This is a genomic window from Aeromonas simiae (assembly GCF_000820125.1).
In the GTDB taxonomy this organism is placed as follows: domain Bacteria; phylum Pseudomonadota; class Gammaproteobacteria; order Enterobacterales; family Aeromonadaceae; genus Aeromonas; species Aeromonas simiae.
On the sequence record NZ_CDBY01000043.1, the window covers coordinates 40504 to 63091 of the forward strand.

Genomic DNA, 22588 nt, shown 5'->3' on the forward strand with positions numbered 1-22588 from the left:
CAAACCATCGGAAGAAAGGAAAGGGGGCCTTGGCCCCCCTTGTTTTAAGGTGTGACGGCCGCAGGAACGTTCTCGACCGCGTTGCTTATCCAACCCCACTCGATAAATTGCTGGGTCATGCCCGGTAGCAGTAGCTCGACGCAGATCAGACCCGTGACACTGAGCACCAGGGTGTAGGGCAGGGCCATCCAAACCATGCGGCCATAGGAGAGGCGCAGCAGCGGTGCCAGAGCCGAGGTGAGCAGGAACAAGAAGGCGGCTTGTCCGTTCGGGGTGGCGACCGACGGCAGGTTGGTGCCGGTGTTGATGGCGACGGCCAGCAGCTCGAAGTGCTCGCGGCTGATCGCCTGCTCGGCCAGGGCGGCCTTGACTTCACTGATGTAGACGGTGCCGACGAAGACGTTGTCACTGATCATTGAGAGCAGCCCATTGGCGATGTAAAAGAGCGCCAGCTGATCTTCCGGTTTGGCGGCCAGCACCCAGTCGATGACGGGGCGAAATAGGTGCTGATCGATGATGACCGCCACCACGGTGAAGAACACCACCAGCAGTGAGGTGAAGGGCAGCGCCTCTTGGAATGCCTTGCCGATGGCGTGCTCATCGGTGACGCCGGTCATGGCGGTGGCCAGCACGATGACCGAGAGGCCGATGAGGCCGACGGCGGCCAGGTGCATGGCCAATCCTGCGATGAGCCACACGGCGATGAGCCCTTGTACCATCAGATTGACCTTGTCCTGACGGGTGCGGCGGGCATCTTCCTGGCGGTCATACTCCTCCATGATGTGGCGTACCCGCTCCGGCAGGGTGGCGCCGTAGCCAAACCAACCCAGCTTCTCGACCAGCAGGCAGGTGAGCAGACCGCAGAAGAATACCGGTATGCTGACTGGCGCCATACGCAGAGCAAACTCACCAAAGTGCCAGCCGGCCTGCTCACCGATGATGAGGTTCTGCGGCTCCCCAACCAGAGTACAGACGCCACCTAATGCCGTACCGATGGCCGCATGCATCAGCAGGCTGCGCAGAAAGGCGCGAAAATCGTTGAGATCCTGGCGCGCCCCGTCATTGAGGCCGTTGTCATCGAGATAATCGTGGCTCTGCGCCCCCTTCTGGCCGGACGCAACCTTGTGATAGATGGCGTAAAAACCCACCGCGACGCTGATCACCACGGCGATGACGGTGAGGGCGTCGAGGAAGGCGGAGAGAAAGGCGGCGGTCAGGCAGAACGCCAGCGAAAGCGCGCTCTTGGACTTGATATGGATGAGCAGCTTGGTGAAGACATAGAGCAGCAGCTGTTTCATGAAGTAGATGCCGGCCACCATGAACACCAGCAGCAACAGCACCTCGATATTGCCGATCAGCTCGTGCTTGACCTGCTCGGGGGAGGTCATGCCTATGAGGACCGCTTCAATGGCGAGCAGGCCACCCGGTTGCAGCGGATAGCACTTGAGGGCCATGGCCAGGGTAAAGATAAATTCGGCCACCAGCAGCCAGCCGGCAAAGAAGGGATCGAGGTAGAAGATGAGCGGATTGATGATAAGGAAGGTCAGAATGGCGCTCTTGTACCAGTTAGCGGTTTTCCCTAAGAAATTCTGTGCTAAGGCACGTCCGTAACTTACCTGCATGTTGTTCTCTCTAGGATTGACGTTTGACCCGCGGTGCCTGCCCGGGATCATGGGAAGGAGAGTGATGGTTTCGCAAAGCGGCATCGTTCCCCATGATATTAATCAAAGATTTGTGCGAAGAGACAGGGTCTAACAAAGGGCATGAGATAGCAATGGCTTCGATTGGTTCGTGCTCAGCAGAGGACTGACCTTTATGTTTGCCAGTGTCATCGGCTTTGCTATCATGCGGGAGTTTAACATTGTCATCACTTTACAGAGTCCGTTCATGGTCATTAAAGCGCAGAGCCCTGCTGGGTTTGCCGAAGAGTACATCATCGAATCCATCTGGAATAACCGCTTTCCCCCCGGCTCTATCCTGCCGGCTGAGCGCGAACTCTCCGAACTGATTGGGGTGACCCGCACCACGTTGCGTGAAGTATTGCAGCGTCTGGCCCGTGATGGATGGCTCACCATCCAGCATGGCAAGCCGACCAAGGTCAACAACTTCTGGGAGACCTCAGGGCTCAATATCCTCGAAACCCTGGCTCGTCTCGATCAGGACAAGGTGCCGGATCTGGTGGCCCAGCTGCTGTCGGCGCGCACCAATATCAGCACCATCTTCATCCGTGGTGCCGTGCGCAACAATCCGGAGCGTGCCGCCGAGATCCTGCGTGAGGCCACTGCGGTTGATGACAGTGCCGATGCGTATGCCGATTTTGACTACTACCTGCATCACCAGCTCTCGTTTGCCTCTGGCAACCCCATCTATGCGCTGATCCTCAATGGTTTCAAGGGGCTGTATGCCCGTGTCGGTCGCTACTACTTCTCTGACAAGCAGGCCAGGGCCAGTGCTGACGGTTACTACGCGGCGTTGCTCAAGCTGGCAGAGAGCAAGGATTATGAGTCGGTGTTTCAGTTGGTGCGCCAGTACGGCGTCGAATCGGGTAAGCACTGGGCTCGCCTGCGCGAGCACATGCCGAGCAACTTTTGCGATCACTGACCGCGGATGAGAAAAGCGCACCTTAGGGTGCGCTTTTTGTTGATGGGGAAGAGGCCGGTTAGTAGCTGCTCTTTTTCTCCGGACAGCGCCCGATGATCTCGGGACTGAGCTCGCCGTTATCCTGCTCGAGGATCACGTCAAATCCCCACAACTGATGCAGGTGGCGCAGCACCTCGTGGCGTGAGTCGGCCAGCGGGATCCGGTTGTGAGGGACATAGCGCAGGGTCAGTGAGCGGTCTCCTTTTACCGCCACGTTGTAGACCTGGATGTTCGGCTCCAGGTTACTTAGGTTGTACTGCGCCGACAGGGTGCTGCGCAGGCGACGGTACCCCTCCTCGTTGTGAATGGCCGAGACCTTGAGATAGTTCTTCATGTCATCGTCATCGATGGCAAACAGTTTGAGATCGCGCATCACCTTGGGGCTCAAGAACTGGCTGATGAAGCTCTCATCCTTGAAGTTCTGCATGGCAAAGTGCAGGGTCTGCACCCAGTCAGTGCCGGCGTAATCCGGGAACCAGTACCTGTCCTCGTCGGTCGGGTGCTCGCAGATCCGGCGCAAGTCCGTGAACATGGCAAAACCCAGGGCATAGGGGTTGATCCCCGAGTAGTAGCGGCTGTTATAAGGGGGCTGATAGACCACATTGGTGTGGCTGTGCAGCACCTCCATCATGAAGCGATCGGTCAGTTTTCCCTCGTCATAGAGGTGGTTGAGGATGGTGTAGTGCCAGAAGGTGGCCCACCCCTCGTTCATCACCTGGGTCTGTTTCTGCGGGTAGAAATATTGGCTGATCTTGCGCACGATGCGCACCACTTCCCGTTGCCATGGCTCGAGCAGGGGGGCGTTCTTCTCGATGAAGTAGAGGAGATTCTCCTGCGGCTCGGGGGGATAGCGCAGCTCCTCGGCCCCTTCACTGCGCGCCTGCTTGGGCAGGGTGCGCCACAGCTCGTTGACCTGGGTCTGCAGATAATCTTCCCGCGCTTTCTGGCGCCGCTTCTCTTCGGCCAGCGATAGTTTCTGCGGTCGTTTATAGCGGTCGACCCCAAAGTTCATCAAGGAGTGGCAGGCGTCGAGCAGCCGCTCGACGGCGTCGATGCCGTGCTTCTCTTCGCATTCGCCGAGGTATTTCTTGGCAAACAGCAGGTAGTCGATGATGGACGAGGCATCGGTCCACGTTTTGAACAGATAGTTGTTCTTGAAAAAGGAGTTATGGCCATAGCTGGCATGGGCGATCACCAGCGCCTGCATCGGCATGGTGTTCTCCTCCATCAGGTAGGCGATGCAGGGATCGGAGTTGATGACGATCTCATAGGCCAGTCCCATCTGACCACGCTTGTAGTTACGCTCGGTCTGAATGAAGTGCTTACCATAGGACCAGTGATGGTAACCAATCGGCATGCCGATGCTGGAATAGGCATCCATCATCTGCTCGGCGGTGATCACTTCGATCTGGTTGGGATAGGTGTCGAGCTTGTAATGGGCGGCAACCCGGGCGATCTCCTTGTGGTAGATCTCCAGCAGTTCGAAGGTCCAGTCTGGCCCGTCGTCAAGCGGGGCATACACTCTAGTCTGTGTCTCACTCATAGCGTCCCCCTCATGCGGCTTGCTTCTTGAACAGTTCGCGAAACACCGGGTAGATATCGTCGAGCTTACGGATGTGCTCCATGGCGAAGTGGGGGAACTGGCTGGCGACCGACTCATACTCGTGCCACAGGGTCTGGTGGGCCCGGGTGGTGATCTCGATGTAGGAGTAGTAGCGCACCCAGGGCATGATCTCTTTGATGAGCAACTCCTTGCACAGGGGAGAGTCATCGGCCCAGTTGTCTCCGTCAGAGGCTTGGGCGGCGTAAATGTTCCACTGATTTGCCGGGTAACGTTCGCTCATGATCTCGCTCATCATCTTGAGCGCACTTGAGACTATGGTGCCGCCGGTCTCCTGGGAGTAGAAGAACTCGTGCTCATCGACCTCCTTGGCCTGGGTGTGGTGACGGATATAGACCACCTCCACGTTCTTGTAGGTGCGGGTCAGAAACAGGTAGAGCAGGATGTAAAAGCGCTTGGCCATATCCTTGGTCGCCTGATCCATGGAGCCGGAGACGTCCATCAGGCAGAACATCACTGCCTGGCTGGAGGGGACCGGCCGCTTCACATAGTTGTTGAACTTGAGATCGAAGGTGTCGATGAAGGGCACGGCGTCGATCTTCTTGCGCAGATCTCGGATCTCCCGCTCGAGCGATGCAATTTCGGCATGATGCTCATTGGGGTCTTGCATCAGCAGCGCCAGCCGGGCTTCCAGCTCACGCAGCTGTCGTTTCTTGCCGGCCTGCAGTGCAACCCGCCGCGCCAGAGAGTTTTGCAGCGAACGCACCACGTTGATGTTGGTCGGTACCCCGTTCGAGGTGTAGCCCGCCCGGTAGGTCTTCACTTCCATCAGTTGGTTAAGCTGGGTTTTCTGCAAGTTGGGCAGCTCGAGATCCTCAAACAGAAGATCTAAGTACTCATCCTTGGAGATCTGGAACACAAAATCATCCGCGCCTTCCCCCTGGTTTGAGGCCTGCCCTTCACCGCTTCCCCCGCCACCGCCCCCTCCCTGCGGGCGGTCAATCTTGTCCCCGGTGACGAACTGATCATTGCCTGGGTGCACCATCTCCCGCTTGCCGCCACGTCCCTGATGGAAAATGGATTCGGTGATGTCGCGGGTGGGAATGCTGATGTTCTCGCCCTTGTCCACGTCCTGGATGCTGCGTTTGGCCACAGCATCGGAGACCGCCTGTTTGATCTGTTTCTTATAACGGCGGATGAAGCGCTGCCGGTTGACAGCGCTCTTGTTCTTGCCGTTCAGTCTGCGATCGATGAAATGCGCCATATTCCCCTCCTTGGCCATCAGGCTCAGGATGATTTACGCACCCTCAAGTACCACTCAGAGAGCAGGCGCACCTGTTTGCGGGTATACCCTTTCTCCATCATCCGCGCGACGAAGTTATCGTGTTTCTTCTGCTCTTCGGCCGAGGTCTTGCTGTTGAACGAGATGACCGGCAACAGCTCCTCGGTGTTGGAGAACATCTTCTTCTCGATCACGGTGCGCAGCTTCTCGTAACTGGTCCAGGTCGGGTTGCGGCCGGCGTTATTGGCGCGGGCACGCAGCACGAAGTTGACTATCTCGTTGCGAAAATCCTTCGGGTTGCTGATCCCGGCCGGTTTCTCGATCTTCTCCAGCTCGCTGTTGAGCGCGGCGCGGTCAAACAGTTGGCCGGTCTCCGGATCGCGGTACTCCTGATCCTGGATCCAGAAGTCGGCATAGGTGACGTAGCGATCGAAGATGTTTTGGCCGTACTCGGAGTAGGACTCGAGATAGGCGGTCTGGATCTCCTTGCCGATGAATTCAACATAACGCGGGATCAGGTATCCCTTGATGAACTCGAGGTAACGGTCGTGCAGCTCTTGCGGGAACTGTTCTCGCTCAATCTGCTGCTCCAGCACATAGAAGAGGTGCACTGGATTGGCCGCCACCTCGGCGTGGTCGAAGTTAAATACCCGCGACAGGATCTTGAACGCAAAACGGGTGGAAAGGCCGTTCATCCCTTCGTCGACGCCGGCATAGTCGCGGTACTCCTGGTAACTCTTGGCCTTGGGATCGGTATCTTTGAGGCTTTCGCCGTCATAGACCCGCATCTTGGAGTAGAGGCTGGAGTTCTCCGGCTCCTTGAGGCGCGAGAGCACCGAGAACTGGCCGAGCAGCTCGAGGGTGCCTGGAGCGCACTTGGCTTCGGTCAACTGGCTGTTTTGCAACAATTTCTCGTAGATCTTCACCTCTTCCGAGACGCGCAGGCAATAAGGCACCTTGACGATGTAAACCCGGTCGAGGAAGGCCTCGTTGTTCTTGTTGTTCTTAAACTGCTGCCATTCGGATTCATTGGAGTGGGCCAGAATGATCCCCTCAAACGGCATGGCCGAGATCCCCTCGGTGCCGTTGTAGTTCCCCTCCTGGGTAGCGGTCAGCAGCGGGTGCAGTACCTTGATGGGAGCCTTGAACATCTCGACAAACTCCATCATCCCCTGGTTGGCCTTGCACAGGGCACCGGAGTAGGAGTAGGCGTCGGCATCATCCTGTGCATAGTGCTCCAACATGCGGATGTCGACCTTGCCCACCAGAGAAGAGATGTCCTGATTGTTCTCATCGCCGGGTTCGGTCTTGGCGATGGCAATTTGATCGAGGATGGAGGGATTGACCTTCTCCACCTTGAATTGAGTAATATCGCCGCCAAATTCGTGCAGGCGTTTGACGACCCAGGGGGACATGATGGGACGCAGGTAACGGCGCGGGATACCATATTCACGCTCAAGCAGGTCGCCATCCTCTTCCATGTCGAAGAGGCAGAAGGGGTGATCGTTGACCGGTGACCCTTTGATGCGATAGACAGGCACTTTCTGCATCAGGGCCTTGAGCTTCTCGGCCAAAGAGGATTTTCCGCCCCCCACCGGCCCCAGCAGATAGAGGATCTGTTTCTTCTCTTCCAGGCCCTGGGCGGCATGCTTGAGGTAGGAGACAATCTGCTCGATGGCCTCTTCCATGCCATAGAAGTCCCGGAAGGCGGGATAGCGGGCGATAACCCGATTGGAGAAGAGTCGGCTCAAGCGCGGATTGGTGGATGTGTCGATCATCTCAGGCTCACCGATGGCGGCCAGCAGTCGTTCGGCGGCGGAGGCGTAGCAGGACTTGTCCTGTTTGCACATATCCAGAAACTCCTGGATGGTGTACTCCTCTTCCCTGGCTTTTTCGTAGCGTTGTTGGTAATGCTCGAAGATGCCCATAACCTTACCCCCGTTATAGATAGACGCTTACCCTAAAAGAACCATCGCCATCGAATTGTCACATTGTCTTATCTAAGTTAAGCCTACCCGCTACCTCACCGCGTATTGCTGTTGCAGAATCTGTTCCCGGTTGCCTATCCCTGTTTGCCCAAGGCCAACAGAGTCGATGGCGGCGGTCATCTACACGCATATGTTACTGACTGTTAAATTATTTCTGCCACGTTCCCCGATCGCTGTCAAAGGCTTCGAAGAGAAAATATACAGAGAGACGTTCGGGTCTCAAAAGGGCGCTGGGTTTGTCGCGAGGGGGGAACAGAAATAGCCGTCTCGTTTGGTGTTGCAGCTCTAATTTTTACATTGACGTAACATTGTGTGCCGGCTAGATTGAACTCGTACTTCGCCAGATGGCCAGATCAGGTTGCTTGAACTGGTTGATTTAGCAGGTGCAAAGCTCTGTTTAAGCACGTTTCCGTTGGCTTGGCCCTCGCATCGCGAGGGCCTTATTTTTTTACATTTGCTATGATGTTGGCCTTTTTGTTAGCCGTGAGCCGGGGACGCTTACAAGAGCAGGGAGTGATGAACATTACCATTCGACGTTTGGCTTTTATGGCATTGATCATGGCTGTGTTATGGCGCATCGAAGGTGATGAACAGACGGCTCATCAGGCGGACAGAGCGTGGCGCAGTGGCGAGCATCAGACCGCCGTGGCCATTTGGCGCATCCTTGTTGATGAAGGGGATCTCAGATCGCAGGTGCGTCTGGCCCAGGCGTATGAATGGGGGCTGGGCGTTGCCCAGGATCAGACGTTGTCATGGCAGTTGTACCAACATGCGGCTGAGCGTGGTGAAGCGGCCAGTCAATATCGGCTTGCAGAGGCCTATCTCAGAGGCGGTCATGTAAAGCGGGATCTGAATGCCGCCTATCACTGGTTCGAGCTGGCCGCGCAAGGGGGCAATGTCATGGCTCAACTCAAGTTCGGGGCCTTGTGCCTGCTTGGTATCAAGGGGCAACCTGAATGGGAGAAGGGGCGCCGCTACCTGCTCCGGGCGGCCTCCGCCGGTAACGAGACCGCTCTGCTGGTCTTAAAAGAGCTGGTCAACCGGGAGCGGGGGGAGGGGACATTCACCTTTGATGAACTGGAACGCCTGGTGGCTGGAAGTTAGAAAAATGCGTGAAAAATCACCATGTAGGTGGTGCATTTTTGTTACCCCCTGTTCGATGTCATCTGTTACCATGGCGCCTTGCCTGATTTGTCGTGAGGGAGAGAAGGCTTGTCCTCCGCTCGCTGGCGCGTTTGCAGAGTAGAGTGAACAGTCAGGCAAAATCGTGTCGTCCATTTAACCGACTTAACTCTTTGCATGTGGCCTTTGGTGTGGGTCACCACTGTATAAGGATTTCAAGATGCCAATCATTACCCTGCCTGACGGCAGCCAGCGTCAATTCTCCCAACCGGTTTCCGTTCTGGATGTCGCTGCCGACATCGGCCCTGGCCTGGCCAAGGCGTGTGTTGCCGGCCGCGTCAATGGCGAGCTGGTCGATGCCTGTGAGCTGATCGAGAACGATGCTCAGCTCTCCATTATTACCGCCAAGGATGAAGAGGGGCTGGAGATCATTCGCCACTCTTGTGCGCACCTGCTCGGTCATGCCATTAAGCAGCTGTGGCCGCAGACCAAGATGGCCATCGGCCCGGTCATCGACAACGGTTTTTACTACGACGTAGATCTCGATCGCGCCCTGACCGACGAGGATTTGGCGGCTCTGGAAGCACGCATGCTTGAGCTGGCATCCAAAGACTACGACGTGGTCAAGAAGAAGGTCTCCTGGCAGGAGGCTCGTGATACTTTCGAGTCCCGTGGTGAGACCTACAAGATGGAGATCCTGGATCAGAACGTCGCACGCGACGATCGCCCGGGTCTGTACCATCACGAAGAGTACATCGACATGTGCCGTGGCCCGCACGTTCCCAACATGCGCCACTGCCACCATTTCAAGCTGCAGAAGATCTCCGGCGCCTACTGGCGTGGTGACTCCAACAACAAGATGTTGCAGCGCATTTACGGTACCGCCTGGGCAGACAAGAAGCAGCTCAAGGCTTATTTGCAGCGCCTCGAAGAGGCTGCCAAGCGCGATCACCGTAAAATCGGCAAACAGCTCGACCTGTATCACATGCAGGAAGAGGCGCCGGGCATGGTGTTCTGGCACAACGATGGCTGGACTATCTTCCGCGAGCTGGAAACCTTCATCCGCGGCAAGCTCAAGGAGTACGACTATCAGGAGGTCAAAGGACCTTTCATGATGGATCGCGTCCTGTGGGAACGGTCCGGCCACTGGGATAAGTACGCCCAGGCCATGTTCACCACCCAGTCGGAGAACCGCGAGTACGCCATCAAGCCGATGAACTGCCCGGGTCACGTGCAGATCTTCAATCAGGGCCTCAAGTCCTACCGCGATCTGCCGCTGCGCATGGCCGAGTTTGGCTCTTGCCACCGCAACGAGCCCTCCGGCTCCTTGCATGGTCTGATGCGGGTGCGTGGCTTTACCCAAGATGATGCCCATATCTTCTGTACCGAAGAGCAGGTGATGGAAGAGGTCTCCTCTTGCATCCGCATGGTGTATGACGTCTACGGTACCTTCGGTTTCGAAAATATCGTGGTCAAGCTCTCTACTCGTCCGGAACAACGTATCGGCACCGACGAGATGTGGGATCGCGCCGAAGCGGCTCTGGCCGAGGCCTTGGTCAAAAATGGTCTCAAGTATGACCTGCAGCCGGGTGAAGGGGCCTTCTATGGCCCGAAGATTGAGTTCACCCTGCACGACTGCCTGGATCGCGCCTGGCAGTGTGGTACGGTCCAGCTTGACTTCGCCCTGCCGGGTCGCCTCGGGGCTACCTATGTGGGTGAAGACAACGAGCGTCACGTGCCGGTCATGATTCACCGTGCCATTCTGGGCTCCATTGAGCGCTTTATCGGTATTTTGACTGAAGAGTACGCCGGTTTCTTCCCGGCATGGTTGGCGCCGACTCAAGCTGTTGTCATGAATATCACTGACAATCAGGCAGATTATGCGCTCAAGGTAGCCAAGGCATTGAATGATGCGGGTCTGCGTGCGAAGGCGGACTTGAGAAATGAGAAGATTGGCTTTAAAATCCGCGAGCATACTTTGAAGCGAGTGCCCTATATGCTGGTTTGCGGCGACAAAGAAGTCGAATCCGGCAAAATTGCTGTTCGCACTCGCAAGGGGGCTGACTTGGGAACCTATCCGGTTGAAGAGCTGATTACACTGCTCACCCAAGAAGTTCAGACCCGCGGACAAAAGAGAGTGGAGGAATAAGCTATAAAAGGCGGAAAAAAACTGGGCAAGCAACCGCAAGCCCGCGCTCACCGGATCAATACCGAGATTCGTCTGAAAGAAGTTCGTTTGACTGGTGTTGAGGGAGAGCCTCTGGGCATCGTCTCGATCCAGGATGCATTGAACTTAGCCGTTGAAGCTGGAGTTGATCTGGTTGAGATCAGTCCCAACGCCGAGCCGCCCGTTTGCCGGATCATGGATTACGGCAAATTCCTCTACGAAAAGAGCAAGACTGCTAAAGAGCAGAAGAAGAAGCAGAAAGTCGTCCAGGTGAAGGAAATCAAATTCCGTCCTGGCACCGACGAAGGCGACTATCAGGTAAAACTGCGCAACCTGATTCGCTTTCTCGAGGAAGGTGACAAGGCCAAGGTTACCTTGCGCTTCCGCGGTCGTGAAATGGCCCACCAGGAACTTGGTATCAAGGTACTGGAGCGCGTCAAGAACGATCTGGAAGAGCTGGCCGTGGTCGAGTCCTTCCCCAAAGTCGAAGGCCGTCAAGCAGTGATGGTCCTCGCGCCTAAGAAGAAATAATCAGGCCCACAAGAAATCGGCTCGTGGGGGAATACTCCACGAGCCTGTTCGCCTGATTGTTTTGTTGTTACTCACAATGCGGAGTTCGAAATGCCGAAAATCAAAACCAACCGGGGCGCCGCCAAGCGCTTCAAGAAGACTGGCTCTGGTGGCTTCAAGTGCAAGCACGCCCACCTGCGTCACATCCTGACCAAGAAGAGCAGCAAGCGTAAGCGTCAGCTCGGCCCGAAGACCATGGTCTCTGCCGCTGACCAAAAACGTGTTGTTGCCTGCCTGCCGTACGCATAAGAGAGGGGTGTGAGAAATGCCGAGAGTAAAACGTGGTGTGACCGCTCGCGCTCGTCACAAGAAAGTTCTGAAGGCTGCCAAGGGTTACTACGGTGCCCGTTCCCGCGTCTACCGCGTAGCGGTACAAGCGGTAACCAAGGCTGGTCAGTACGCCTACCGTGACCGTCGTCAGAAGAAGCGTCAGTTCCGTCAACTGTGGATCGCCCGTATCAACGCGGCTTCCCGTCAGAACGGTCTGTCCTACAGCCGTCTGATCAACGGTCTGAAGAAGGCTTCCATCGAGATCGATCGTAAGATCCTCGCTGACATCGCCGTTCACGACAAGGTCGCTTTCACCGCTCTGGTTGAAAAGGCAAAGGCAGCTCTGGCTTAATCGCTGGAAATGTCATGATATAAAAAGGAGGCTTCGGCCTCCTTTTTGTTGTCTTCATGGTGAGGCGACATAAAAAAGGCCCCGCGATGCGGGGCCTTTCCATGTCGTTGATCCGGGTTAAACGATGCCCTGGCTGCGCAGGTAGTCATCGTAGCTACCGCTAAAGTCGCGGATCCCCTCTTCGGTCAGCTCCAGGATCCGGGTCGCAAGCGACGAGACGAATTCCCGGTCGTGGGAGACGAAGATCAGGGTACCCTTATACATCTCGAGTGCCAGGTTCAGCGATTCGATCGATTCCATGTCCAGGTGGTTGGTCGGCTCATCCATGATCAGGATGTTGGGGCGCTGCATGATGAGCTTGCCAAAGATCATGCGGCCCTGTTCGCCACCGGACAGCACGCGAACCGGCTTTCTGATGTCATCTTGCGAGAACAGCAGGCGGCCGAGCACGGAGCGCACCGCTTGCTCGTCATCCCCTTCCTTCTTCCACTGGGCCATCCAGTCGAACACGTTGAGATCGGTGTCGAACTCCTCGGCGTGATCCTGGGCGTAGTAGCCGATCTGGGCGTTCTCGGACCACTTGATGGTGCCGGCATCCGGGGCCAGCTCACCGACCAGGGTCTTGATCAGGGTGGACTTACCGATGCCGTTGGTCCCCAGAATGGCGACCTTCTCACCCACTTCCAGCAGCATGTTGAGCCCTTTGAACAGGGGGGTGTCGCCGTAGCCCTTGGCCACGCCTTCCACTTCCAGGATGTTGCGATAGAGCTGCTTGTCCTGATCGAAGCGGATGAAGGGGTTCTGCCGGCTGGAGGCCTTGACCTCTTCGATCTTGATCTTGTCGATCTGCTTGAGGCGCGAGGTGGCCTGCCGTGACTTGGAGGCGTTGGCGCTAAAGCGCGACACGAACGATTGCAGATCGGCGATCTGCGCCTTCTTCTTGGCGTTGTCGGCCAGCAGACGCTCGCGGGCCTGGGTGGCGGCCAGCATGTAGTCGTCGTAGTTGCCCGGGTAGACGCGCAGCTCGCCGTAGTCCAGATCCGCCATGTGGGTGCAGACCATGTTCAGGAAGTGGCGGTCGTGGGAGATGATGATCATGGTGCAGTCACGATCGTTGAGCACCCCCTCCAGCCAGCGGATGGTGTTGATGTCCAGGTTGTTGGTCGGCTCGTCCAGCAGCAGGATGTCCGGGTTGGAGAAGAGCGCCTGGGCCAGCAGCACCCGCAGTTTCCAGCCTGGAGCCACTTCGCTCATGGGGCCGTTGTGCTGCTCCAGCGGAATACCGGCCCCGAGCAGCAGCTCACCGGCACGGGCTTCGGCGGTGTAGCCGTCATACTCGGCCACCTTGCCCTCAAGTTCGGCGGCGCGCATGTAGTCGTCGTCGCTCGCCTCGAGGTTGGCGTAGATGGCATCCCGCTCCTGCATGGCGGCCCACATTTCGGCATGGCCCATCATGACCACGTCCAGCACGCGCATCTCTTCGTAAGCAAACTGATCCTGGCGCAGCTTACCGATGCGCTCGTTAACGTCCAGGCTGACGTTACCGCCGGACGGCTCGAGATCGCCGCCGAGGATCTTCATGAAGGTGGATTTGCCGCAACCGTTGGCACCGATAAGGCCATAGCGGTTGCCATCGCCAAACTTGACGCTGATGTTTTCAAACAGTGGCTTGGCGCCGAACTGCATGGTGATGTTGTTGGAGGAGAGCATAAAAAACCTAATGGGGGGTTGTGGAAACGGAGCGAACGGCGCAAGCGAGCCAATGTGGCCACTCCGTTTCGCTCAAGGGGACGTGCGCCCCCTGTTATTGAACACGGCATGATACCAGCTGGGCCGGTCATGGCAACCGGCCCGAGGAAGGGGATCAGGCCCCCAGGGTTCGATTGCGCCCCTCTTCCTTGGCGCAATAGAGCAGTGCGTCAACCCGTTGGAGGATGTCGTCATCCTTTTGACCATTCTGGGTGGTGACCCCGGCACTGAAGGTCACCTTCAGATCTTGCTCCCGCCACTCACGGGCTTCCAGGGCGCAGCGCCAGCGCTCAATGTGTGCCACGGCGGAGTCCAGATCGCTGCGCGGGAACAGCACGGCGATCTCTTCCCCCCCGTAGCGGTAGATCTGGGCGCTCTTGTCCAGGATCTCGCCTCCCAGTTTGGCGATGGCCTTGAGCACCTCATCCCCCAGCAGGTGACCGTAGGTATCGTTGACCTGCTTGAAGTGGTCGATATCGACCAGCGCCAGGGCAAAGGGCACCTGATGCTCACACAAGGAGTGCAGATCGGCATCGAGACGACCGCGGTTCCACAGCCCGGTCAACTGATCCCGGTTGGCCTTTTCACTTTCACTTTGCAGGGCTTGCTGCTGCTCGGCGATCTCCCGCTGCACATTCTCCAGGGTCCCCTTGGTGTTCTCGCGGCCAAAGCGCAGGCTGGAGATGATCTCTGACAGCATGCGGTACTGGGTTTTATGGGTGATGAACCACATCATGATGACCACGAAGCTGCACATGATAAACAGCATCAAGGTGGGCAGCATGGAGATCAGGATGTTCTGGGTGATCTCTTTGAGCGGGACGGCATACACCACGAACCAGTCGGGGTTGGTATAGGAGTGGTAGAAGATCTGCAGCTCTCGATACCTGTCCGTGATGGTGCCGGAGCTGTTGTTCATTTTGGCGACCAGATGAGGATTGACCCCGAGCTGGGCGATCCGGGCCGTGTCTCCCTTGAGCAGGATGTGCCCACTTCTATCGATCACCATGAGGGCGCCGCCAAGGGGCAGGATCATGCTGCGGTAGGGGTAGCTCAGCTCGATCAGGTTGAGATCGGCGGCCAGCGAGCCGGTGTAGCTGTGGGCATCGAAGATGGGCTTGGCAATGGAGAGCACCATCGAATGATCGAAGAAGTCCGGATAGAGCGGGGTATAGAAGACGAAGGCACTACGGATGCTCTTGGTGTTGAACCAGGGACGCTCGCGGGCATCATCGATGTGACCCAGTTGCGGAATGGCAGAGAAGTGTCCCTCCTTGCTGCTATAACTGAGGTTCATCAGGCCTCGGCTGACATTGAGCAGGGCGCCCGCCTTGGCGCGTGTGACCGGATCGGTGAACGGATACTCCCCTTTGGCCTCAACGAGGCTGGCGATCTCATTGAGCGAGTGCTCAAGGGGCTTGATCACCTCTTCATAGGTGACACTGGCGGTATTGGAGACAAAGTCAGCGGCGCTCTCTTGCGCGGCATGCTTGCGTTCATGAAAGGAGTAGAGCGCATAAGCAGAAAAGGCGAGGGTCTGAAACACCAAGATGATGACAAAAGCAATATGGGTGCTGTTATCAAGTTTCAGGTCGCGTTTTACATGTGAGTTCACGGTATCACCCGAATAGTGGATTCGGTGCACATTATGGGAATCCCACCTTGCGTGAACCTTGATACACGTCAAACCGGCAAAAAATTGTTAACTGAGTCACATATTGTGCAATGCGCCGGCAGAGGCCGGCGCTCTTATTTCTGCACTCAGTGGGAACTCGCCTTGGCCGCGCCAATCCCGGTCTGGGAGCGCACGAACTGCGGGAAGAACTTGGCGTGCTCCTCGCCGGCGGCGGCGGATTTGTCGGTGACCGAGAAGAACCAGATCCCCGCAAATGCCAGCAGCATGGAGAAGAGGGCCGGGTACTCGTAGGGGAAGATGGCCTGGGCGTGGCCAAGCACCTTCACCCACACGGTCGGCCCCAGCACCATCAGGGTCACCGCAGAGCCGAGCCCCAGCCAGCCGCCGTAGACGGCGCCACGGGTGGTCAGGCGAGACCAGAACATGGAGAGGAACAGCACCGGGAAGTTGCAGCTGGCGGCGATGGAGAAGGCCAAGCCCACCATGAAGGCGATGTTCTGTTTCTCAAACAGGATGCCAAGGCCGATGGCTACGACGCCGAGCACCACAGTGGTCATCTTGGAGACGCGCAGCTCGTCGGTCTCATTGGCCTTGCCGTGCTTGAGCACGCTGGCATAGAGGTCATGGGAGACGGCCGAGGCGCCAGCCAGGGTCAACCCGGCCACCACCGCCAGTATGGTGGCAAAGGCCACGGCGCTGATGAAGCCGAGGAACAGGCTGCCGCCCACCGCGTTGGCCAGGTGCACGGCCGCCATGTTGTTACCGCCGATCAGGGCGCCGGCGGCATCCTTGAAGGCCGGGTTAGTACTCACCAGCAAGATGGCACCAAAGCCGATGATGAAGGTAAGGATGTAGAAGTAGCCGATGAAGCCGGTGGCGTAGAAGACCGACTTGCGGGCTTCCTTGGCGTCACCCACGGTGAAAAAGCGCATCAGGATGTGGGGCAGGCCGGCGGTGCCGAACATCAGGGCGAGACCGAGTGAGATCGCCGAAATAGGGTCGGAGACCAGTCCCCCCGGGCTCATGATGGCCACGCCATTGGCATGAACCTTGACCGCTTCGGAGAAGAGGGTACCCACATCGAAGTTGACCGACTTCATCACCATTAGCGCCATGAAGCTGGCCCCCGAGAGCAGCAGCACCGCCTTGATGATCTGCACCCAGGTGGTGGCGAGCATGCCGCCGAACAGCACGTAGAGCACCATCAGGATCCCGACCAGCACTACGGCGACGTGATAGTTGAGGCCAAACAGCAGCTCGATGAGCTTGCCGGCCCCCACCATCTGGGCGATGAGGTAGAGCGCCACCACCACCAGCGAGCCGCAGGCCGAGAGGGTGCGCACCTCAGTCTGCTTCAGGCGGTAGGAGGCCACATCGGCGAAGGTGTACTTACCAAGGTTGCGCAGCCGCTCGGCGATCAGAAACAGGATGATGGGCCAGCCCACCAGAAAGCCGATGGAGTAGATGAGGCCGTCATAGCCCGAGGTGTAGACCAGGGCGGAGATCCCGAGAAAGGAGGCGGCTGACATGTAGTCACCGGCGATGGCCAGGCCGTTCTGAAAGCCGGTGATGCGCCCGCCGGCGGCGTAGTAGTCGGCGGCCGAGCGGTTACGCTTGGCCGCCCACCAGGTGATCATCAAGGTGCCGGCCACGAAGAGCAGGAACATGACAATGGCCGAGACATTGAGGGGCTGCTGCTTTACCTCGCCTTCAATGGCGCCGGCGGCCAGCAGCGCCGGTGAGGCGAGCAGCCCCCCCAGCACGATCAGATGACGTTTCATCATTGCTGTACTCCCTGGATGATCTTCTGGGTGAGCGTGTCGAACTCGCCGTTGGCCTTGAACACATAGATACCGGTCAGCACGAACGCCGACAGGATGAGACCGACACCGACCGGGATGCCGCGAGTGATGGAGGAGCCTTCCGCAAGCGGCGTGCCGAGCCAGCCGGGGGCAAAGGCGATGAGCAGTATGAAGGCTAGATAGAGGCCAAGCATGATGGTCGAGAGCAGCCAGGCGAAGCGCTGACGCTGACTCACCAGCAGCTGGAAGTGCGGATCCTGCTGGATACGCTGACAGAGTTGATCATCCATTTTCTTTTCTCTCCGTGTCGTGAGGCGGGGCATGAGACAAACGGTCTCTTGTTATCAGAATGTGAATTTAATGTTCTCTTTCAACAATTAGACTTTGGGATAATTCGGAGCGGCCCCGTAGTAGAGGCGCAGAAAGACGAGGGCCGCCGTGATGGCATCAGCCAGGGCGTCGTGGGCATCGCGCTGGGGTAACCCAAGATGGGCGCAGATGGCCGTAAGGCGCAGGTCGACATGGGCCCCTTCCAGATGGCGGGTGACCGCATCGTGGTAGAGGCGGCTCACCTCGATGCGGCGATGGGGCAGCGGGAGGCGCCACAGTGCGTGACAAGCCCGTTGCAGGATGCGCCAGTCGTAGTCGATGTGATAGCCCACCAGGGGGAGGGGGCCGATGAAGGCGAGCAGCTGGCGCAGTGCCTCATCAAGCGGCAACCCCTGGGCCAGATCCTGATGGCGCAGGCCGTGGATCACCACCGAGCCAGCATCGAGGCTGAGAGGGGGGCGCACCGTGAGGGAGAGGGCCTCGCCAATGAGCAGGCGCGGCCCCTTGATGCGTACCGCCCCGATCGCGACGATCTCGGCCCGGCTCGGATCGAGGCTGGTCGTTTCGAGATCGAGGGCGACCCACTCCTCGGGGGGCGGCGTGGCAAAGAGCGGGGAAAACTCGCTGCCTTTGAAGCGGCGCCCGAGCCAGCAGCGCCGCCAATCCGCCAGCGTCATTGGCGCACCCGAAAATGCAGTGCCAGCCACTGCTGGAACTTCTTCACCACGTGCAGGCTATGGCGCAGCAAGTCGCGTTCGCTGGCGCTGAGGCGTGCGACCTGTACCCGATCTTCCCCCCGTTGCAGCTGGCTGCGTAGCCGCAGCCGGATGAAGAGGCGAAACGCCTCGGCCAGATCGGTGCTGAACTCGCGGCTCAGTCGCCCCTCCTGCTGGAGGGCCGCGATCCGCTCCAGGGTGGCGGTCGCCTCCACCTGCGCCTCCAGACTCAATAGACGTACCCCGTGTACCAGGGCGAACAGGCCGCCCCGTTTGAGATCGAGGCCGCTTGGCTCTGGCTCGAGCCGGCCGAGCAGGGTGAGGGGGGTATGAAAGGCCACGGCGGCACGGGCCATATCGGCCAGCAGATCGCCGCGATCGGAGAGCGCCGTCAGCAGATGCCGGCGCAAGGGGGGCAGCAAGGCGGTATCGCCGGCCACCGCGTGGGCGTCGCTCAGGGTGGCGAGCCACAACAGATCGTCCGGGGCTGCGCGCAGCACGGCGTTATCGATGGCACTGCGCCACGCGCCGGCGTGCTTCACCCAGGCCGGGTTGGTCACCATGACATGGCCCGGACAGGGGGGATAACCGAGGCGCTCGAGCAGGGCGCCAAAGCGCGCTAGATCCTCTTGCTGCGCCGGCCAGTCGAGGCCATCGGCCAGGATCAGGGCGTTGTCCTGATCGGTTTTCAGGATCTGCTCGGCGCGCCCCTCCGAGCCCAGCACCATCAGGCAGACGTGCTGCCGCAGTGGCGGTGGAATGGTGAGTGAGAAGGCCTTGGCGATGATCTGCTCGTTGACCGCCGACATCAGGCGCAGCAGGAAGGCGGTGTGGATCCCCTGGGCGAACAGATTGCTGGCCAGGTGCGACTGCTCACGTGCCACCGCCACCAGAGCCGCCTCGTCATCGGCGCGCTGGATGCGCAGCGTCAGCACCTGAGAGTGGGTGGAGAACAGGCCGAGAACCCGGGTGAGGTGCAAGAGACCGCGCACCTCGCCCCCTTCCATGACCACCACCCGCTTGATCTGGTGGCGGGTCATCAGGATCAGGGCATCGAACAGGTAATCGCCAGGGCTCAGGCTTACCAGCGGGGAGGGCAGGGGCGGCAGGGCGCTCAGGGGAGCCTGCGCAGTTAATCCCTCCAGCACCAGGGCGTGCAGCAAGGTGGTGCGGGTCACCAGTTGCCAGCTGCCGGAGAAGGGGCGCCACAGCAGGCTGTCGCAGCCGGCCTCGGCCATGGCGCGGGTCGCCTCGGCCAGTGAGGTGGTCGGGGCCATCAGCAGAGGGGGTTGCAGGTGCTCAGCCGAGATCCGGGTGAGCAGAAACTCCGAGAGGCTCTGGCGCCCTTCGGCACGCCGCTCCCACGCTTGCTGGCGCTCGGCCAGTGAGCCGCAAAAGTAGCGCTCAAACGCGGGTTGTTCCGCGCACAGGGCAAGGAAAAGGGGGCGCGGGATGAGAAAGCAGAGACAATCCTCCAGTGCCGTAAAGTGGTGGCGCACCCGCCCGTCAAACTGAGCGCGCACGTCGAACAGATCATCGACCCCATAGTCGGCGAAGTGGGTATGGCCCTCTTTGCTGCGCTCCTCCACCACGCCGCTGGCCAGGATCAGCAGCCCTTCCGGCTCCTGCCCCGCGCTCAGCAGCGGCTGGTGGGCGCGCACATAGATGAGCTGCAAGGCCGCCAGCAGGCGTTGGCGTTGGGGCTCATCCAGCTGATCGAAAGGGGGGCGCTGCAAGTTAAAAAGAGGGCTCATGGGCTTCTCCAGAGGGGTGGCCACCAGTGTGGCAAGGGGGACGCTGGACGACCACTGGACTTTGGTCTAGCTCTGCACGTAACGAATGGTTAACATTGTGGTCAGACCTGTTAATGACAAGGAGTGCATGATGACCAAGGAACGGGTGCAGTGCCGGATCGAAGGCGGGGTAGCCAGGGTGGCACTGAGCCGCCCGGAGAAGCTCAACGCCCTCGATCGCCCCATGTTTGACGCCATCGAGGCGACGCTGGCGCAACTTAAAGCTACCCCAGGGCTGAGGGCGGTGATCCTCACCGGTGAGGGGCGCGCCTTTTGCGCTGGCCTCGACGTGAAATCCATGTTGCGCCATCCGGTGGCTGCGGTGGAGATCCTGCGCCGCGAGGCCGATGAGGCCACCAATCTGGCCCAGCGGGTCGCCTACGGCTGGCGCGAGCTGCCGGTCCCGGTGATCGCCGTGACCCGTGGCGTCTGCTTTGGCGGTGGATTGCAGATCGCGCTCGGCGCCGATTTTCGCTTCAGCGCGCCCGAGTGCCGCTTCTCGGTGATGGAGATCAAGTGGGGGATCATCCCCGACATGAGCGGGGCGGCGACCTTGCGCAATCTGCTGGGGGTGGACAGGGCGATGGAGCTGGCCATGACCGGGCGTGAGCTGTTGGCGACGGAGGCAGAGCAACTGGGGCTGGTGAGCCGGGTGTGCGAGGACCCACTGCAAGAGGCCGAGGCCTTCGTGCGCACCCTGCTGACCAAATCCCCCGATGCCCTGGCCGGCATCAAACAGCTCTATCACGATGCCTGGGCGCGCTCCGATGCGGCCGTGATGCAGGAGGAGACCCGGTTGCAAAAGCAGATCCTGGGTCGCCCCAATCAGTGGCGGGCCACGTTGGGGAGCCTGTTTGGCCTGAAGCTGGCATTTGGGCCGAGCCGTTTTCGTGGCTGAGCGGGGCCCCAATGAAAAATGGCAGCCCAGGCTGCCATTTTGTTAACGCGATAAGGATCAGGCAGAGCGTTCATCCGGCTCGAACTCGTGCCCCTCTTTTTCCCGCTCCAGGTTGTGTTCGGCGCGTTTGCCACCCCAGTAGTCGGCGTTCTTGATGCCGAGCTTCTCCGGGTGGAACACGGGATCGAGCCCCTGTTTTTTCTGCTGCTCGTAGTCGCGCAGCGCCAGCAGGGCCGGCTTTTGCAAGAGCAAGATGGCGGCGATGTTGAGCCAGGCCATCAGACCGACGCCGATGTCACCCAAGCCCCAAGCCAAGTCGGCCGTCTTGACGGTGCCATAGACGGTCGCCGCCATGATGGCGAGCTTGAGCAGGGTCTTGAGCCAGGGCAGACGGAGGGAGCGGCCGATGTAGGCCACGTTGGTCTCGGCGATGTAGTAGTAGGCAACGATGGTGGTGAAGGCGAAGAAGAACAGGGCCAGCGCCACGAAGATGTTGCCAAAGCCGGGCATCATGGTCTCCATGGCGGTCTGCACATAACCGGGGCCGGCGGCGACGCCGGCGATGCCGGTGTGCAGGGCGGCGCCATCCGGCCCCTGCACGTTATACAGGCCGGTGATGAGCAGCATGAAGCCGGTGGCGGAGCAGACAAACAGGGTGTCGATATAGACCGAGAAGGCCTGCACCAGACCCTGCTTGGCCGGGTGGCTCACGGCGGCGGCCGAGGAGGCGTGCGGGCCGGTGCCCTGGCCGGCTTCGTTGGAGTAGACACCGCGCTTGACCCCCCACATGATGGCCAGCCCCAGAATGGCACCGAAGCCGGCGTCAAAGCCGAAGGCGCTCTTCCAGATGAGCAGGATCACACCCGGCAGTTGACCGATGTTGAGGGCGATGATGACGCAGGCGACGATGATGTAGCCGAGCGCCATGAAGGGCACCACCATGCTGGCGAAGTGGGCGATACGCTTGACGCCACCGAAGATGATGAAGCCGAGCAGCAGGGCCAGCCCCGCGGCGGTCACATTGGGATCGACGGCCAGGGCGGTTTGCAGGCTGGAGGCGATGGAGTTGGCCTGTACGCCCGGCAGCAGCACGCCGCAGGCGAAGATGGTGGCGATGGCGAACAGCCAGGCATACCACTTGATGCCGAGCCCCTTCTCGATATAGAAGGCCGGGCCGCCGCGGTACTCACCGTCGAGTTTTTCCTTGTAGATCTGGCCCAGGGTGGACTCCACAAACGCGGAGCTGGCGCCGAGGAAGGCCACCATCCACATCCAGAACAGGGCGCCGGGGCCACCAAAGGTGATGGCGGTGGCGACCCCGGCGATGTTACCGGTACCGACCCGGCCGGCCAGGGTCATGGCCAGTGCCTGGAAGGAGGAGACCCCCGCATCCGAGCTCTTGCCATCAAACATCAGCCGCACCATCTCCTTGATGTGGCGCAGCTGCAAAAAACGGGTGCGTAGCGAAAAATAGAGCCCGACCCCCAGACAGAGATAGATGAGGGCGGGGCTCCAGATAACGCCATTGATGGCATTGACCAATTCGCTCATGTACAACGACTCCTTTGTTGTATTGGTATCAACTCGTGATGGGGCCTTGCTGGCCCGTTGTCATTCCTTGCACACTGTTAAGGCAGTCGGCCGAATCTTATGCTCTATTCCGGTGCAGGTGTGTCATAAAGTACCGGGTTTATCGGAAATGGCTGACTTGA

General features: G+C 59.1%; 18 protein-coding genes. 7 read left to right on the top strand and 11 right to left on the bottom strand.

The genetic code is table 11. The annotated features are described in order from the left end of the window. Positions 1–44 precede the first annotated feature (44 nt). Positions 45–1622, bottom strand: coding sequence for a sodium/proton antiporter NhaB (gene nhaB, locus BN1134_RS07465; RefSeq protein ID WP_042046308.1), 1578 nt, complete (start codon positions 1620–1622; stop codon positions 45–47). A 265-nt stretch (positions 1623–1887) separates the two neighbouring features. Between nhaB and fadR the strand changes: the two genes are divergently transcribed. Beyond that, the gene (fadR, locus tag BN1134_RS07470; protein WP_042046347.1) at positions 1888–2601 is read left to right on the top strand and encodes a fatty acid metabolism transcriptional regulator FadR; all 714 of its coding nucleotides are present in this window, start codon (positions 1888–1890) and stop codon (positions 2599–2601) included. Between the two features lie 58 nt (positions 2602–2659). On the opposite strand, the gene BN1134_RS07475 is transcribed toward fadR, so the two are convergent. Genes BN1134_RS07475 through BN1134_RS07485 form a run of 3 tightly spaced genes read right to left on the bottom strand, consistent with a single transcriptional unit; the run spans position 2660 to position 7411 of the window. Next, positions 2660–4183 (bottom strand): SpoVR family protein, encoded by a 1524-nt coding sequence (locus BN1134_RS07475; protein ID WP_042046310.1) that lies wholly within the window; start codon positions 4181–4183, stop codon positions 2660–2662. A 10-nt stretch (positions 4184–4193) separates the two neighbouring features. Beyond that, entirely contained in the window at positions 4194–5465 is a 1272-nt protein-coding gene (locus BN1134_RS07480) for a YeaH/YhbH family protein (RefSeq protein ID WP_042046311.1), read from the bottom strand. A 23-nt stretch (positions 5466–5488) separates the two neighbouring features. After that, entirely contained in the window at positions 5489–7411 is a 1923-nt protein-coding gene (locus BN1134_RS07485; protein WP_042046312.1) for a PrkA family serine protein kinase, read from the bottom strand. 576 nt (positions 7412–7987) lie between these two features. Here BN1134_RS07485 and BN1134_RS07490 point away from each other — a divergent pair. From BN1134_RS07490 to rplT, 5 genes are all read left to right on the top strand, one after another. Continuing rightward, positions 7988–8575 carry a tetratricopeptide repeat protein gene (locus tag BN1134_RS07490; protein WP_042046313.1) on the top strand — a complete coding sequence of 196 codons (588 nt, stop codon included), beginning with the start codon at positions 7988–7990 and terminating at the stop codon, positions 8573–8575. Positions 8576–8813: 238 nt separating this feature from the next. Beyond that, a complete protein-coding gene (gene thrS, locus BN1134_RS07495) occupies positions 8814–10742 on the top strand; it encodes a threonine--tRNA ligase (RefSeq protein WP_042046315.1) in 1929 nt (642 codons plus the stop codon). 21 nt (positions 10743–10763) lie between these two features. Further along, positions 10764–11291: a translation initiation factor IF-3 gene (infC, locus tag BN1134_RS07500; RefSeq protein WP_269746957.1), complete on the top strand. Its 528-nt coding sequence runs from the start codon at positions 10764–10766 to the stop codon at positions 11289–11291. A gap of 90 nt (positions 11292–11381) precedes the next feature. Beyond that, positions 11382–11579: a 50S ribosomal protein L35 gene (gene rpmI, locus BN1134_RS07505; RefSeq protein WP_042046318.1), complete on the top strand. Its 198-nt coding sequence runs from the start codon at positions 11382–11384 to the stop codon at positions 11577–11579. Between the two features lie 16 nt (positions 11580–11595). Beyond that, on the top strand, positions 11596–11952 hold the full coding sequence (gene rplT / locus BN1134_RS07510; RefSeq protein WP_042046320.1) for a 50S ribosomal protein L20: 357 nt from the start codon (positions 11596–11598) through the stop codon (positions 11950–11952). Positions 11953–12069: 117 nt separating this feature from the next. Here rplT and BN1134_RS07515 read toward each other — a convergent pair whose 3' ends face one another. The 6 genes from BN1134_RS07515 to BN1134_RS07540 form a co-directional block, all read right to left on the bottom strand. Next, positions 12070–13662: an ABC-F family ATPase gene (locus BN1134_RS07515; RefSeq protein WP_042046321.1), complete on the bottom strand. Its 1593-nt coding sequence runs from the start codon at positions 13660–13662 to the stop codon at positions 12070–12072. A 154-nt stretch (positions 13663–13816) separates the two neighbouring features. Beyond that, positions 13817–15316 (bottom strand): sensor domain-containing diguanylate cyclase, encoded by a 1500-nt coding sequence (locus tag BN1134_RS07520; protein ID WP_042046322.1) that lies wholly within the window; start codon positions 15314–15316, stop codon positions 13817–13819. 146 nt (positions 15317–15462) lie between these two features. Further along, a complete protein-coding gene (locus BN1134_RS07525) occupies positions 15463–17118 on the bottom strand; it encodes a cation acetate symporter (protein ID WP_156991703.1) in 1656 nt (551 codons plus the stop codon). After that, entirely contained in the window at positions 17118–17429 is a 312-nt protein-coding gene (locus BN1134_RS07530; RefSeq protein ID WP_042046324.1) for a DUF485 domain-containing protein, read from the bottom strand. The genes BN1134_RS07525 and BN1134_RS07530 overlap by 1 nt, the downstream gene beginning before the upstream one ends. 87 nt (positions 17430–17516) lie before the next feature. Next, positions 17517–18146 carry a 3'-5' exonuclease gene (locus tag BN1134_RS07535; protein WP_042046325.1) on the bottom strand — a complete coding sequence of 210 codons (630 nt, stop codon included), beginning with the start codon at positions 18144–18146 and terminating at the stop codon, positions 17517–17519. After that, positions 18143–19939: a putative nucleotidyltransferase substrate binding domain-containing protein gene (locus BN1134_RS07540; protein WP_042046326.1), complete on the bottom strand. Its 1797-nt coding sequence runs from the start codon at positions 19937–19939 to the stop codon at positions 18143–18145. The genes BN1134_RS07535 and BN1134_RS07540 overlap by 4 nt, the downstream gene beginning before the upstream one ends. A gap of 130 nt (positions 19940–20069) precedes the next feature. Between BN1134_RS07540 and BN1134_RS07545 the strand changes: the two genes are divergently transcribed. Then, complete coding sequence (locus BN1134_RS07545) at positions 20070–20876, top strand: crotonase/enoyl-CoA hydratase family protein (protein ID WP_042046328.1); 807 nt, start codon at positions 20070–20072, stop codon at positions 20874–20876. A 57-nt stretch (positions 20877–20933) separates the two neighbouring features. Here the strand turns inward: BN1134_RS07545 and BN1134_RS07550 are convergent, their stop codons facing one another. Then, entirely contained in the window at positions 20934–22427 is a 1494-nt protein-coding gene (locus tag BN1134_RS07550; RefSeq protein WP_042046329.1) for an alanine/glycine:cation symporter family protein, read from the bottom strand. Positions 22428–22588: the final 161 nt, after the last annotated feature.